The following is a 12,566-nucleotide window of genomic DNA, read 5'->3' as shown; positions in this document are numbered from 1 at the left end:
GGGTTTTATCCGTTTGCTACGTTTTGAATAGCTGCCGGCGCTTGGTGGGCGGGCGCTGAGGGGCTATTTTGCTCTTATTTCACAGGGCGCGCGCGATGATGATTCTCTGCACGTCGCTGGTGCCCTCGTAGATCTGGCACACGCGCACGTCGCGGTAGATGCGCTCCAGCGGGAAGTCGCTGACGACGCCGTAGCCGCCCAGCGTCTGGAGGGCGGCCGAGCACACCGCCTCGGCGGTCTCGCTGGCCAGCAGCTTGGCCATGGCGGCCTCCTTCAGGCAGGGCAGGCCGGCATCGCGCAGGCTGGCGGCATGCCAGGTGAGTTGGCGCGCGGCCTCCAGCCGGGCGGCGCAGTCGGCCAGGCGGTGGCTCACCGCCTGGTGGTTGAAGATGGCGGTGCCGAAAGCCTCGCGCTCCTTGGCGTAGGCAATCGCCACGTCGAGCGCGCTGCGCGCCATGCCCACGCTCTGCGCCGCGATGCCGATGCGCCCGCCCTCCAGCGCCGAGAGCGCGATGCGGTAGCCCTCGCCTTCTTCGCCGATCAGATTGGCGGCCGGCACACGGCAGTCGTCGAGGTTGATCTGCGCCGTGTCGCTGCTGTGCTGGCCCAGCTTGTCCTCCAGCCGCGCCACTTTCCAGCCGGCGTTGCCCAGGCGGTGCGTGGGCACGATGAAGGCGCTCATGCCGCGCTTGCCCGCCGCCTTGTCGGTGACGGCGATGACGATGGCCACGTGCCCGTTCTGCCCGCTGGTGATGAACTGCTTGACGCCGTTCAGCACGTACTCGCCGCCCTGCCGCACGGCGGTGGTGCGCAGCGCCGAGGCGTCGCTGCCCACGTGCGGCTCGGTCAGCGCGAAAGCGCCCAGCATCTCGCCGCGCGCGGCCGGGGCCAGCCACGTTGCTTTTTGCGCCTTGGTGCCGTAGCGCATCAGGATGGCGTTGTAGGGGCAGTTGGTGACGCTGATCGGCGTGCTGGTGCCGCCGTCGCCGGCGGCGATTTCTTCCAGCACCAGCGCGAGCGACAGGTAGTCGAGCCCCGCGCCGCCGTGTTCTTCCGGCACGCAGATGCCGTAGGCGCCCAGCGCGGCCAGGCCCTTGTGCGCCTCGGCGGGGAACTGGTGCTTCTTGTCCCACTCGGCGGCGTGCGGCCACAGTTGTTCCTGCGCGAAGGCGCGCACGGCGTCGCGAATGGCGTGGTGGTCGGGGCTCAGAATCATGTGTCCATCCTCTGAAGAACGGGTGAAGTCGGAGTGTGCGGCAAGCCATGCTCGTCCTGCCATTGCCGTACTTCGTCGGCGTGGGCACTCAGGAAAGCCTGTAGGCGCGCGAAGCGGCGGCGCGTGGAGTGCTCGAACACGCGCGCCACCAGGGGCTCCAACCAGGGCCAGCGGGCCTGCAGGGTATAGGTGTAGATCAGGCGCGAACCGCCAGGGCCGGTCGGTTCGTGGCGCATCGATGCTGCCCAGCGCCGGAACGGAAACGATTGCCCCAGCATCGTCGCTGCGGCCAAGCGGGGGCGGTCATAGGTCACGAAGCGCGTACGCATGGACAGCAGGCGGAGCCAACCGGCGCCGCCGTTGTCGCTCACAGCGCCTACTTCGGGGCATTCCGCACCGCCTGCCACCACCGTGCGGCGCACCAGCGAATCCCAGTGGGGCCGCCAGCGATGGTAGTGAAAGGCATCGAACACAACCGCTTCAGGGGCAGGCATGTCGAACACCATGCGCCGATGCACAGGCATGGGCTTACGCTTTCGCACACCAGGGAAGGTGTTGAAGGGCGTTCAAGGCTTGGCTCCGTGCCGTGGGCGGCTGAAGAGGGCGTGGAGTTCCAGCCCAGGCATGTTCGATGGTCATCCGGTGCTACCAACCTGCGGGCTGCGTGCCGTCATGGTGGAAGAAGCGGCCGCGGTCGGCCTCGCCCAGCGTGGCCACCACGCGGCGCATGCCGGCCGCGCTGTCGGGCGGCGTGACGGGCGCGCCGGCGCCACCCATGTCGGTCTGCACCCAGCCGGGGTGCAGGGCCACGAGGATGGCGTGCGGATAGGCGTGCTGCGCCGACGCCACCGCCATGTTCAGGGCCGCCTTGCTGACGCGGTACAGCCAGGCGTTGGCGCCCGCCACCTCGCCGATCAGCCCCATCGCGCTGGAGACGAAGGCCATGCGCCCGCGCGCCGCTTCCACCAGCGGCGCCACCTGCGGGATGACCTGCATGGCGCCCAGCACGTTGGCGTGCATCACGCGGTCGAAGTCGGCCTGCGTGGGCGGCTGGCGCGCGTCGGCGCGGCTGCACATCACGCCGGCCACGTGCCAGGCGGTGTCGATCTTCTCGCCATCGAGCTGCCAGGCCAGGCCGCTGACGCTGGCTGGCTCGGCCACGTCCACGCGCAGGGCCTGCGCGCCCAGCGCACGCAGGCGCTCCAGGCCTACGTCGTCGCGCGCGGTGGCGATCACGCGCTCGCCGGCCGCGACGGCCTGGCGCGCCAGCTCCAGGCCGATGCCGCGCGAGGCGCCGATGACGAGGGTGGTGGGCATGGCAATGTCCTTTCGGGTTCAGGGCACGCGGTCGGCCAGCCCTTCGGCTTCCAATTGGCTGCGGTAGCGCTCGCGCGCCTGCTCGTCCGTCTCGGTGACGACGGCGCTGCCTAGTTGAGCCTTGAGCATGGCGTTCATGGTCGGGAAGGTGCCGTCTGCCACGCGCGCGGCGGGCGACCAGGCCCGCGCGCGCATCAGCGCCTTGGGGCAGTGCAGGTAGGCCTCGCGCACGGCGACCTCGATCACCACCGGCGGCGTGCGCGTGGCGCCGGGGCTGGCGAAACGCTGCGTAAAGGCGGGTTCGTCGCGCAGGCGCGCGGTGCCGTTCACGCGCAGCACTTCATCGACGCCGGGCACCAGGAACAGGATGCCGATGCGCGGGTCGGCCAGCAGGTTCTCCAGCGTGTCGAGGCGGTTGTTGCCGCTGGCGTCGGGGACTAGCAGCGTGCCGTCGTCCGGCACCTGCACGAAGCCGGCCGGGCCGCCGCGCGGCGACGCATCCGGCAGCGCGCCGTCCACGCCGGCGCTGGCCAGCACGCACAGCGGCGCATGCGCGATGAAGCGGCGCATGGTTTCGTCCAGCCGGTCGAACTGCTTGGCGCGTGAACGAGCCGAGGCCTGGGGGTAGAGCGCGCGCAGGGCGTCGAGTGAATCGATCATGGTGTCAACTCATGAATGAAATAGGCCTCCAGCGCTTGTGTAGCAAGCGCCAGAAGCTATCAATTTCAAAGCATCTCCAGTGCCAGGGCGGTCGCCTCGCCGCCGCCGATGCACAGCGTGGCCAGCCCCTTCTTCAGCCCGCGCGCCTTCAGCGCGTGCAGCAGTGTGACCATGATGCGCGCGCCGCTGGCACCGATGGGGTGGCCCAGCGCGCAGGCGCCGCCGTTGACGTTGACCTTCTCGTGCGGCACCTTCAGGTCGTGCATCAGCGCCATCGGCACCACGGCGAAGGCTTCGTTGATTTCCCACAGATCCACCTCGTCCACCTGCCAGCCGGCTTTTTGCAGCGCCTTCTCGGTGGCGCCGATGGGCGCGGTGCTGAACCACTCGGGCGCCTGCGCGTGCGTGGCGTGGCTGGCGATGCGCGCCAGCGGCGTGCAGCCGAGCTGCTGGGCCGTCGATGCGCGCATCAGCACCATCGCGGCGGCGCCGTCGTTGATGCTGGAGCTGCTGGCGGCGGTCACCGTGCCGTCCTTCTTGAAGGCGGGCCGCAGGCCAGGAATCTTGTCCACGTTGATCTTGCCCGGGCCTTCGTCGATCTCCACCACGCGCTCGCCCTTGCGGTCCTTGAGGGTGACAGGCGTGATCTCGGCCTTGAATGCACCGTTTTTGATAGCTGCCTGCGCACGCTGGACGCTGGCTACGGCGAAGTTGTCCTGCTGCTCGCGGGTGAACTTGTACTTGGCCGCGCAGTCCTCGCCGAAGGTGCCCATGCTGCGGCCGGGTTCGTAGGCGTCTTCCAGGCCGTCGAGCATCATGTGGTCGAACACGCGGTCGTGGCCCATGCGGTAGCCGCCGCGGCCTTTCAGCAGCAGGTAGGGCGCGTTGGTCATGCTCTCCATGCCGCCCGCCACCAGCACGTCGTGGCTGCCAGCCACCAGCATGTCGTGCGCGAACATCGCCGCGCGCATGCCCGAGCCGCACATCTTGCTGAGCGTGACGGCCCCCGCGCTCTGCGGCAGCCCGCCCTTGAAGGCGGCCTGCCGCGCCGGCGCCTGGCCCTGGCCGGCCAGCAGGCAGTTGCCGAACAGCACCTCGGTGACCAGCTCGGGCGCGATGCCGGCGCGCTCGACGGCGGCCTTGATCGCCGCGCCGCCCAGGTCGTGCGCGGCGAGCGGCGAGAAGTCGCCCTGGAAGCTGCCCATGGGCGTGCGGGCGGCGGAAACGATGACGATGGGGTCGGTCATGGGGCTCTCCTTGAGGTCATGAAGTGAATGTTGTGCGTGGCTTCAGCGGGCCGAAGAAACCGGTGATGGATGCGATGCGTGTGCCGTCGGCCGACAGCCGCGCGATGTCCAGCCCTTCAGGCAGGCGGCTGCCGTCGGCCAGCGTCATCTCCCACGCGAAGCGCGCCATGCCGTGGTGCGCGTCGATGGCGCTGGTGCGCTCGATGCGGGCGCCGGGGTAGGCGGCCTGCACCTGTGTGATGTGGGCGAGCAGCGCGTCGGCGCCGGTGGTGTGCGCGGTGGGGTCGGTGTAGGTGGCGCCGTCGGCCCACACTTCGCGCAGCGCGGCGGCGCGCGCGGCGGGGTCGGGCAGGCTCCAGGCTGTGCAGTAGCGGTCAATCAGGCGCTCGACGCTCATGGGTTCACTCCGAAGGTTCCACGGTGGTCACGGGTGCCGACGTGTCCTGCTGATCCGCCGGCGTCTCGGCATGCGCGGCCGCGGGGTCGGCCAGCTCGCCCGCGCCGGGCACGCCGCCGCCCGCGTCGAAGCGGCGGTGCACGCCGTAGGGAAAGAAGTCGATCACCTCGCCGCGCCGGATGCGCGCCTGCGCCTGCTGCCAGAAGCCGGGCTCCAGCAGGTCGGCGTGGTGGCGCATGAAGGCGGCGCGCACGCGCGGGTGGCCGAGCAGGAAGGGGCCGAAGGTCTCGGGGAACACGTCGTTCTTCGCCACGCTGTACCAGACCTCGCCGGACAGCTCGTCGTCCTCGTTGCGCGGCGGCGGCACGGCGCGGAAGTTGCAGTCGGTGACGTACTCGATCTCGTCGTAGTCGTAGAACACCACCTTGCCGTGGCGGGTGACGCCGAAGTTCTTCCACAGCATGTCGCCGGGGAAGATGTTGGCGGCCACCAGATCCTTGATGGCGTTGCCGTATTCGATGACGGCGTGCTCCAGCTGCGCCTCGGCGCCGGCGTCGATGGCTTCCTGCAAATACAGGTTGAGCGGGATCATGCGCCGCTCGATGTAGGCGTGGGCGATGATGACCTCGGTCTGGCCGTCGCCGTCGCGGTCGGAAATCTCCAACTGGCTGGGCGCGTGCTGCGCGATCTCGGCGATCAGCGCGTCGTCGAAGCGCTCGCGCGGGAAGGCCAGCATGGAGAACTCCATGGTGTCGGCCATGCGGCCCACGCGGTCGTGCCGCTTGACCAGCAGGTACTTGGCGCGCACCTGCTCGCGCGTGGTCTCCTTGGGCGGCGCGAAGCGGTCCTTGATGATCTTGAAGACGTAGGGGAAGCTCGGCAGGTCGAACACCAGCATCACCATGCCCTTGATGCCGGGCGCGGTGCGGAACTGGTCGCTGCTGTGGCGCAGGTGCCAGAGCAGGTCGCGGTAGAACAGATTCTTGCCCTGCTTGGCCAGGCCCAGGGCGTTGTAGATCTCGGCGCGCGGCTTGCGCGGCATCAGGCTGCGCAGGAACTGCACGTAGGCCGAAGGGATCTCCATGTCCACCATGAAGTAGGCGCGCGAGAAGCTGAACAGGATCAGCAGATCCTCCTCGCCGAACAGCGCCGCATCCACGTGGAGGCTGCCGGGCGTGCGGTGCAGCAGGGGCAGGGCGAAGGGCACCTCACGGAAGCCGTTGATGAGCTTGCCCACCAGGTAGGCGCCCTTGTTGCGGTAGAACGGGCTGGCGAGCACCTGGATCTGGAAGTTGGGCCGCGGGCGCGCATCGCCCAGCTCGCGGCGCATGGCGGCGGCCACGCGGGCGGCGTCGCGCCCGATGTCCTCGAAGCGGCAGCGCAGGCCGAACGATTCCAGCACGGCGCGCACCGTGCGCGCCAGGTCGTCGAGTTGGGGATAGAAGGCGCGGAAGGTGGGCTGGCCCTGGGGCTCTTCCGTCTCCAGGTATTCCGTGCTGATGGCCGGCCGCACGAAGATGAAGTCGTTGTGGAAGTAGCTGCGGTGCAGGATCTTGGTGGTGACCGAGTTGAAGAAGGTCTCGGCCAGCTCGGGCTGCCTGTGCGCCACCAGCAGGCCGATGTAGTGCAGCTTGGCCTGCTGCCACACCTCCATGGGCTGCGCGCCGGCCTTGAACTCGCGCTCCAGCCGGCGCTGGCATTCGCGCACGCGCAGGTCGTAGAACTCGATGCGCTCGCGCTGGGCGCGCTGCTGGGCGTGCCAGTCGCAGGTCTCGAAGCGGTGCCTGGCGCGCGCGGACTCGGTGCGGAACAGGCGGTAGTGGCGGTCGAAGCCGTCGATCATCGCCTGGGCGATGTCGCGCGCCAGGGGCGAGTCGAGCGCGCGCGGCCCCATGGGCTCAGGCGTCGTCGCCGGCGTCCGCCGCCGGCGCGCGGGGGTAGCGCTTGATGGCGGCGCGGTACACGTCCACCACTTCGCCGGCGCTGGACATGGTGACGCCCAGGTCCTTCACCTTGCCGTCCTTCAGGCCGTAGCACCAGCCGTGCACCGACAGCGGCTGGCCGCGCGCCCAGGCATCCTGCACCACGTTGGACTGCGCCACGTTGCCCACCTGCTCGATGACGTTCATCTCGCACAGCGCGTCTTCCTGGTCGTGCCGGCACAGGTGCATCAGGCGGCCGCGGTGGCGCATCTTGACGTCGTGCACGTGGCGCAGCCAGTTGTCGGCCAGGCCGACGCGCTGCTCGCGCAGCACGGCCAGCACGCCGCCGCAACCGTAGTGGCCGACCACCATGATGTGCTTGACCTTGAGCTCGTCCACCGCGAACTGGATGACCGAGAGCGCGTTCAGGTCGGAGTGCGTCACCACGTTGGCCACGTTGCGGTGCACGAACACCTCGCCCGGCGCCAGGCCGATGACCTGGTTGGCGGGCACGCGGCTGTCGGAGCAGCCGATCCACAGATATTCGGGCGTCTGCTGCGCGGCCAGGGCCTTGAAGAAGCCCGGGTTCTCGCGCTCGACGCGCTCGGCCCAGGCGCGGTTGGCGTCGATCAGGTGCTGGAGTGGGGAAGACATGGCGGCGATCTTAGGGGCTGGCGCGCACCCTCGCCCCGCGAGAGCGGTTACATGGTCTCGGCGAACAGCTCGCGGCCGATCAGCATGCGGCGGATCTCGCTGGTGCCGGCGCCGATCTCGTACAGCTTGGCGTCGCGCCACAGGCGCTCGACCGGAAAGTCCTTGGTGTAGCCCACGCCGCCCAGCGCCTGGATCGCCTCGCCGGCCATCCAGGTGGCCTTCTCGGCCGAGTAGAGGATGGCGCCGGCCGCGTCCTTGCGGAAGCTGCGCGCGTGGTCGGCGCTGTCGCAGGCCTTGCCCACGGCGTAGACGTAGGCGCGCGTGGCCTGCCAGGTGCTGTACAGGTCGGCCACCTTGCCCTGCATCAGCTGGAATTCGCCGATCGGCTGGCCGAACTGCTGGCGCTCGTGCACGTAGGGCACCACGGCGTCCATGCACGCGGCCATGATGCCCAGCGGGCCGCCGGAGAGCACGGCGCGCTCGTAGTCGAGGCCGCTCATCAGCACCTTGGCGCCGTTGCCTTCGCCGCCCAGCACGTTCTCCTCGGGCACCTCGCAGTTGTCGAAGAACAGCGGGTAGGTGTTGCTGCCGCGCATGCCCAGCTTGTCGAGCTTGGCGCCGGCGGAAAAACCCTTGAAGCCCTTCTCGACGATGAAGGCCGTCATGCCGCGCGCGCCCATCTCGGGCTCGGTCTTGGCGTAGATCACCAGCGTGTCGGCGTCGCCGCCGTTGGTGATCCACATCTTGCCGCCGTTCAGCACGTAGCAGCCGTCCTTCTTCTCGGCGCGCAGCTTCATGCTGACCACGTCGCTGCCGGCGTTCGGCTCGCTCATGGCCAGCGCGCCGACGTGCTCGCCGCTCACCAGCCTGGGCAGGTACTTCTTCTTTTGCGCGGCGCTGCCGTTGCGGTGGATCTGGTTGACGCAGAGGTTGGAGTGCGCGCCGTACGACAGGCCCACCGACGCCGAGGCGCGCGAGACTTCTTCCATCGCCACGATGTGGGCCAGGTAGCCCATCTCGGTGCCGCCGTATTCCTCCTTCACCGTCATGCCGTGCAGGCCCAAGGCACCCAGCTTGGGCCACAGGTCGGGCGGGAACTGGTTGTCGCGGTCGATCTGCGCCGCGCGCGGGGCGATCTCGGCCTGCGCGAAGTCGTGCACGGCGTCGCGCAGGGCGTCGATGTCTTCGCCGAGCTGGAAGTTGAGGCCAGGCAGGTTGTTCACGGATGGGTCTCCTTGCAATGTCAATAGGTCTGGGGCACCGGCACCAGGGTCTGCTGCATCAGCGCGCAGGGGCCTTCCTGACCGGTCTCGTCCACGTGCGCCACCTCGGCGGTGGTGACGATCAGGCGCTTGCCGGGCTTGACCACGCGGCCAATGGCGCGCAGCGCGCCGCCGCGGCAGCTGCCCAGGAAGTTGATCTTGTATTCGGCCGTGACCACCTCCATGCCCTCGGGCGCCACGGTGAGCCCCGCGTAGCCGCCGGCGATGTCGGCCACCGCGCCGATGGCGCCGCCGTGAAAGCCCTCCTGCTGCTGCGTCACCTTGTCGGAATAGGGCAGCCAGATCTCGACCACGCCGGGCTCCACGCGCCGCAGCTCTGCGCCCAGGTGGCGCATCATGCCCTGGCGGGAGAAGCTGGCCGCGATGCGGGCGTGCAGGGTGAAGGCGCGGGGGTCGATCGGCATGGGAACGTGAGTGACGTCAACGTGAACTGGCGCCGCCGCGGGACTTGCGCGCCGGGGCGCGCTCCTGCCGGGCGAGCAGGGTGCGCGCCTCTTTCTCGTGCTCGGCCACCTCGCGCAGCGTGGCCTGCAGCTCGGCCAGCTGCGTCTCCAGCTGCGCGCGGTGGTCGGCCAGCACCTGCAGGAAGCGGCGCAGCTGCGGCCCGGTGTCGCGCGGGCTGTCGTACATGTCGATGATGCCCTTGGCCTCGGCCAGCGACAGGCCCAGGCGCTTGGCGCGCAGCGTCAGCTTCAGGCGCGTGCGGTCGCCCGCGCTGTAGACGCGCTGTCGCCCGCCGGCACCGCCGCGCGCGGGCCGCAGCAGGCCCATGTCCTCGTAGAAGCGCATGGCGCGCGGCGTCAGGTCGAACTCGCGCGCCAGGTCGGTGATGGAGTAGGTGGTGGGCATGGCTGTCGCGCCCGCTCTGCACGCGGCGCCGTTCCTCCATAGAATGAGCTTTCGAGGTTGACGTGCACGTCAACCATCCCGCCATCCTAGCGCAACCGCCGCGAGATCTTTCCATGTCCCTTTCCGCCGAACTCGAACGCGCCCTGCACTACCCGCTGGCCGACCAGCTGCCGCCGCGCGGCGGCGCCATCGAGCTGGCGCCGGGCGTGAAGTGGGTGCGCATGCAGCTGCCGTTCGCGCTCGACCACATCAACCTCTGGCTGCTGCGCGACCGCATCGACGGCCGCGAGGGCTGGACGGTGGTGGACACCTGCATCGACCACGCCGAATCGCGCGCCGCCTGGGAGCAGGTGTTCCAACAGGCGCTTGACGGCTTGCCCGTGCTGCGCGTGCTGGTGACCCACATGCACCCCGACCATGTGGGCCTGGCGCACTGGCTGTGCGCGCGCTGGAGCACGCCCGAACACGAATGCCGCCTGTGGATGAGCGGCACCGACTACCAGGCCGCGCGCCATGCCTGCCAGGTGGTCAACAGCTTCGGCGGCGAGCGGCTGGCCGACTACTTCCGCAGCCACGGCATGGCGGATGAGGGCGACCTGACGCAGATCCGCGACCGCAAGAGCTATTACCGCAGCCTGGTGCCCGCGCTGCCGCCCAGCTACGCGCGGCTGATGGACGGCGCCAGCGTCACCATCGGCGGTCAGGCCTGGCGCTGCATCGCCGGCTACGGCCATTCGCCCGAGCACATCGCGCTGTACTGCGAGCAGCGGGGCGTGCTGATCAGCGGCGACATGGTGCTGCCGCGCATCTCCACCAACGTCAGCGTGTACGAGATGGAGCCCGAGGCCGACGCGCTGACGCTGTTCCTCGACTCGCTCGACCGCTACCTGCCGCTGCCGGCCGACACGCTGGTGCTGCCCTCGCACGGCAAGCCCTTTACCGGTCTGCACACGCGCATCGGCCAGCTGCACGACCACCACCGCGACCGGCTGGACGAGGTGATGGAAGCGGCGCGCGAGAAGCCCGTGTGCGCCTACGACATCCTGCCCGTGCTGTTCAAGCGCCCGCTCGATCTGCACCAGACCACCTTCGCGCTGGGCGAGGCGGTGGCGCATCTGCACCGGCTGTGGCATGGTGGCCGCCTGCGCCGCGCGCGCGACGGGCAAGGCATCTGGCGCTTCTCGGTCAACTGAGTCTTACAAGCCAAATCGGCCTCCAGCGCCCACCAGACAAGCGCTGTAAGCTATCAAATTAATATCAAAGAGGAGCCACTGCGCCATGAACATCGAACAGCTTTTTTCCCTCAAGGGCCGCAGCGCCCTCGTCACCGGCGGCTCGCGCGGCATCGGCCGCATGATCGCCGAGGGCTACCTGCGCGCCGGCGCGCGCGTGTACATCTCGGCGCGCAAGGCCGAGGCGTGTGATGCCACGGCCAGGGAACTGTCGGCGCTCGGCCATTGCGTCTCGCTGCCGGCCGACGTGTCCACGCTGGAGGGCGTGCAGAAGCTGGTGGCGGCCTACCAGCAGCACGAGCCCAGCCTGGACATCCTGGTCAACAACGCCGGCGCCGCCTGGGGCGCGCCCTACGACGAGTTTCCCGAGAGCGGCTGGGACAAGGTGGTGGACCTGAACATGAAGACTCCTTTCTTCCTGACCCAGGCGCTCACGCCGCTGCTCAAGAAGGCCGCCACCGACCACCTGGCCAAGGTGATCCACATCGCCTCCATCGACGGCATCACCGTCAACCCGTGGGAGACCTATTCCTACGCCGCCAGCAAGGCCGGCCTGATCCACCTCACCAAGCGCATGGCGCTGCGCCTGGCGCCCGAGCGCATCATCGTCAGCGCCATCGCGCCCGGCCCGTTCGCGTCGGAGATGAACAAGACCGCGCGCGACCACGCCGACGAGGTGGCCGAGCGCACCCCCGCCGGCCGCATCGGCACGCCCGAGGACATGGCCGGCGCCGCCATCTACCTGGCCTCGCGCGCGGGCGACTACGTGGTGGGCAGCACGCTCGTCGTCGACGGCGGCGTGGTCTGGGGGCGCTGAAGGCGCCGCCGTTTCGCCGCGCCACAATGCGGCATGGCTTCCACCGCCGCCCGCATCCCGCCCATCCAGGCGCTGCTTGCCTTCGAGGCCGTCGCCCGGCTGCGCAGCGTGACGCTGGCGGCCGAGGAGCTCAACGTCACGCCCAGCGCGGTCAGCCACCGCATCCGCCAGCTGGAAAGCCGGCTCGGGATCAAGCTGTTCGCCAGCCGCAGCGAGTTCCTGCCCAGCGCCGACGGCGCCGCCTACCTGGCGCGCGTGCGCGAGGCGCTGGCCGCGCTGCAGGAGCAGCCGCTGCCCGGCGCGGCAGCCGCGACACCTGGTCCCGGCGCGGCGCGGCTGCGCGTTGCCGTCACGCCCACCTTCTCGCGCCAACTGCTGCTGCCGCGGCTGGCGCTGTTCCGCCACGCCTACCCCGACATCGAGCTGATGCTGCAAGTGGCCATCCCGGTGCACAACGTCACCGCCGAAGAGGCCGATATCGAGCTGCGCTTCGGCAGCGGCCCCTTTCCCGGCCGCGAGTCGGTGCACCTGTTGTCGGACGAGGTCAGCCCGGTGTGCAGCCCCGGCTACCTGCACGAGGCCGGCCCCTTCGGCGACGGCTTCGACACCGAGGCGGCGGTGGGCCGCGCGCACCTCATCCGCTCGCCGCTGGAGCCTTGGCGCACCTGGTTCCGCGCCTGCGGCATCGGCCTGCCCGAGCCGGCCTCGGGCAATCAGTTCAACGACCTGGGCCTGGTGCACGACGCCGCCGTGGCCGGCTTCGGCGTGGCGCTGATGCGGCTCAAGCTGGGCCAGAGCTGGCTCGACAGCGGTCGCCTGGTGCGCCTGTCGCCGCGCAGCGTGCGCTCGCCGCACGACTACTTCCTTTGCTGGAAGCCCGGCACACTGGCACGCTGGGAGTGCGCCAGCTTCGTGGACTGGCTGCGGCAGGCCATCAACGCGTAGGGGTTTCTTTTCGGGGCGGGGGGCGCA

Annotated in this window: 14 protein-coding genes; 3 read left to right on the top strand and 11 right to left on the bottom strand. The window is 69.8% G+C overall.

The window, feature by feature from the left end:
• Positions 1-79: 79 nt before the first annotated feature.
• From QM772_RS10615 to QM772_RS10565, 11 genes are all read right to left on the bottom strand, one after another.
• Positions 80-1,216: an acyl-CoA dehydrogenase family protein gene (locus QM772_RS10615; protein ID WP_415136223.1), complete on the bottom strand. Its 1,137-nt coding sequence runs from the start codon at positions 1,214-1,216 to the stop codon at positions 80-82.
• Entirely contained in the window at positions 1,213-1,722 is a 510-nt protein-coding gene (locus QM772_RS10610) for an SRPBCC family protein (protein ID WP_415136221.1), read from the bottom strand. Before QM772_RS10610 ends, QM772_RS10615 begins: the two co-directional genes overlap by 4 nt.
• A gap of 139 nt (positions 1,723-1,861) precedes the next feature.
• Positions 1,862-2,533, bottom strand: a complete 672-nt coding sequence (locus tag QM772_RS10605) for an SDR family oxidoreductase (protein WP_415136219.1) — start codon at positions 2,531-2,533, stop codon at positions 1,862-1,864.
• A gap of 18 nt (positions 2,534-2,551) precedes the next feature.
• Positions 2,552-3,193, bottom strand: coding sequence for an MSMEG_1061 family FMN-dependent PPOX-type flavoprotein (locus QM772_RS10600; protein ID WP_415136217.1), 642 nt, complete (start codon positions 3,191-3,193; stop codon positions 2,552-2,554).
• Between the two features lie 65 nt (positions 3,194-3,258).
• Positions 3,259-4,440, bottom strand: a complete 1,182-nt coding sequence (locus QM772_RS10595) for an acetyl-CoA C-acyltransferase (RefSeq protein WP_415136215.1) — start codon at positions 4,438-4,440, stop codon at positions 3,259-3,261.
• A 16-nt stretch (positions 4,441-4,456) separates the two neighbouring features.
• The gene (locus QM772_RS10590) at positions 4,457-4,837 is read right to left on the bottom strand and encodes a nuclear transport factor 2 family protein (RefSeq protein WP_415136213.1); all 381 of its coding nucleotides are present in this window, start codon (positions 4,835-4,837) and stop codon (positions 4,457-4,459) included.
• 4 nt (positions 4,838-4,841) lie between these two features.
• Positions 4,842-6,731, bottom strand: a complete 1,890-nt coding sequence (gene aceK, locus QM772_RS10585) for a bifunctional isocitrate dehydrogenase kinase/phosphatase (protein WP_415136211.1) — start codon at positions 6,729-6,731, stop codon at positions 4,842-4,844.
• Between the two features lie 4 nt (positions 6,732-6,735).
• Positions 6,736-7,413 carry a carbonate dehydratase gene (can, locus tag QM772_RS10580; RefSeq protein ID WP_415136209.1) on the bottom strand — a complete coding sequence of 226 codons (678 nt, stop codon included), beginning with the start codon at positions 7,411-7,413 and terminating at the stop codon, positions 6,736-6,738.
• A gap of 47 nt (positions 7,414-7,460) precedes the next feature.
• Positions 7,461-8,636 (bottom strand): isovaleryl-CoA dehydrogenase, encoded by a 1,176-nt coding sequence (locus QM772_RS10575; protein WP_415136206.1) that lies wholly within the window; start codon positions 8,634-8,636, stop codon positions 7,461-7,463.
• 20 nt (positions 8,637-8,656) lie between these two features.
• The gene (locus tag QM772_RS10570) at positions 8,657-9,100 is read right to left on the bottom strand and encodes a PaaI family thioesterase (protein ID WP_415136204.1); all 444 of its coding nucleotides are present in this window, start codon (positions 9,098-9,100) and stop codon (positions 8,657-8,659) included.
• A 16-nt stretch (positions 9,101-9,116) separates the two neighbouring features.
• Positions 9,117-9,545 (bottom strand): MerR family transcriptional regulator, encoded by a 429-nt coding sequence (locus QM772_RS10565; RefSeq protein ID WP_415136202.1) that lies wholly within the window; start codon positions 9,543-9,545, stop codon positions 9,117-9,119.
• A 113-nt stretch (positions 9,546-9,658) separates the two neighbouring features.
• Here QM772_RS10565 and QM772_RS10560 point away from each other — a divergent pair, with 113 nt between their 5' ends.
• The 3 genes from QM772_RS10560 (at position 9,659) to QM772_RS10550 (ending at position 12,539) form a co-directional block, all read left to right on the top strand.
• A complete protein-coding gene (locus tag QM772_RS10560; RefSeq protein ID WP_415136200.1) occupies positions 9,659-10,738 on the top strand; it encodes an MBL fold metallo-hydrolase in 1,080 nt (359 codons plus the stop codon).
• An 85-nt stretch (positions 10,739-10,823) separates the two neighbouring features.
• A complete protein-coding gene (locus QM772_RS10555; RefSeq protein ID WP_415136198.1) occupies positions 10,824-11,594 on the top strand; it encodes an SDR family oxidoreductase in 771 nt (256 codons plus the stop codon).
• Positions 11,595-11,627: 33 nt separating this feature from the next.
• Positions 11,628-12,539, top strand: coding sequence for a LysR substrate-binding domain-containing protein (locus tag QM772_RS10550; RefSeq protein WP_415136196.1), 912 nt, complete (start codon positions 11,628-11,630; stop codon positions 12,537-12,539).
• Positions 12,540-12,566 lie beyond the last annotated feature (27 nt).

The organism is Ottowia sp. (assembly GCF_047601385.1).
GTDB lineage: Bacteria > Pseudomonadota > Gammaproteobacteria > Burkholderiales > Burkholderiaceae_C > Ottowia.
This window is presented reverse-complemented; position numbering and strand designations above follow the sequence as displayed.

Bases quoted from the DNA above. Each gene is read 5' to 3' on its own strand.
- QM772_RS10555 (WP_415136198.1), top strand. From the start codon at position 10,824: ATGAACATCGAACAGCTTTTTTCCCTCAAGGGCCGCAGCGCCCTCGTC.
- QM772_RS10595 (WP_415136215.1), bottom strand. From the start codon at position 4,440: ATGACCGACCCCATCGTCATCGTTTCCGCCGCCCGCACGCCCATGGGC.
- aceK (WP_415136211.1), bottom strand. From the start codon at position 6,731: ATGGGGCCGCGCGCGCTCGACTCGCCCCTGGCGCGCGACATCGCCCAG.
- QM772_RS10560 (WP_415136200.1), top strand. From the start codon at position 9,659: ATGTCCCTTTCCGCCGAACTCGAACGCGCCCTGCACTACCCGCTGGCC.
- QM772_RS10590 (WP_415136213.1), bottom strand. From the start codon at position 4,837: ATGAGCGTCGAGCGCCTGATTGACCGCTACTGCACAGCCTGGAGCCTG.
- QM772_RS10615 (WP_415136223.1), bottom strand. From the start codon at position 1,216: ATGATTCTGAGCCCCGACCACCACGCCATTCGCGACGCCGTGCGCGCC.
- QM772_RS10605 (WP_415136219.1), bottom strand. From the start codon at position 2,533: ATGCCCACCACCCTCGTCATCGGCGCCTCGCGCGGCATCGGCCTGGAG.
- QM772_RS10565 (WP_415136202.1), bottom strand. From the start codon at position 9,545: ATGCCCACCACCTACTCCATCACCGACCTGGCGCGCGAGTTCGACCTG.
- QM772_RS10550 (WP_415136196.1), top strand. From the start codon at position 11,628: ATGGCTTCCACCGCCGCCCGCATCCCGCCCATCCAGGCGCTGCTTGCC.
- can (WP_415136209.1), bottom strand. From the start codon at position 7,413: ATGTCTTCCCCACTCCAGCACCTGATCGACGCCAACCGCGCCTGGGCC.
- QM772_RS10610 (WP_415136221.1), bottom strand. From the start codon at position 1,722: ATGGTGTTCGACATGCCTGCCCCTGAAGCGGTTGTGTTCGATGCCTTT.
- QM772_RS10600 (WP_415136217.1), bottom strand. From the start codon at position 3,193: ATGATCGATTCACTCGACGCCCTGCGCGCGCTCTACCCCCAGGCCTCG.
- QM772_RS10570 (WP_415136204.1), bottom strand. From the start codon at position 9,100: ATGCCGATCGACCCCCGCGCCTTCACCCTGCACGCCCGCATCGCGGCC.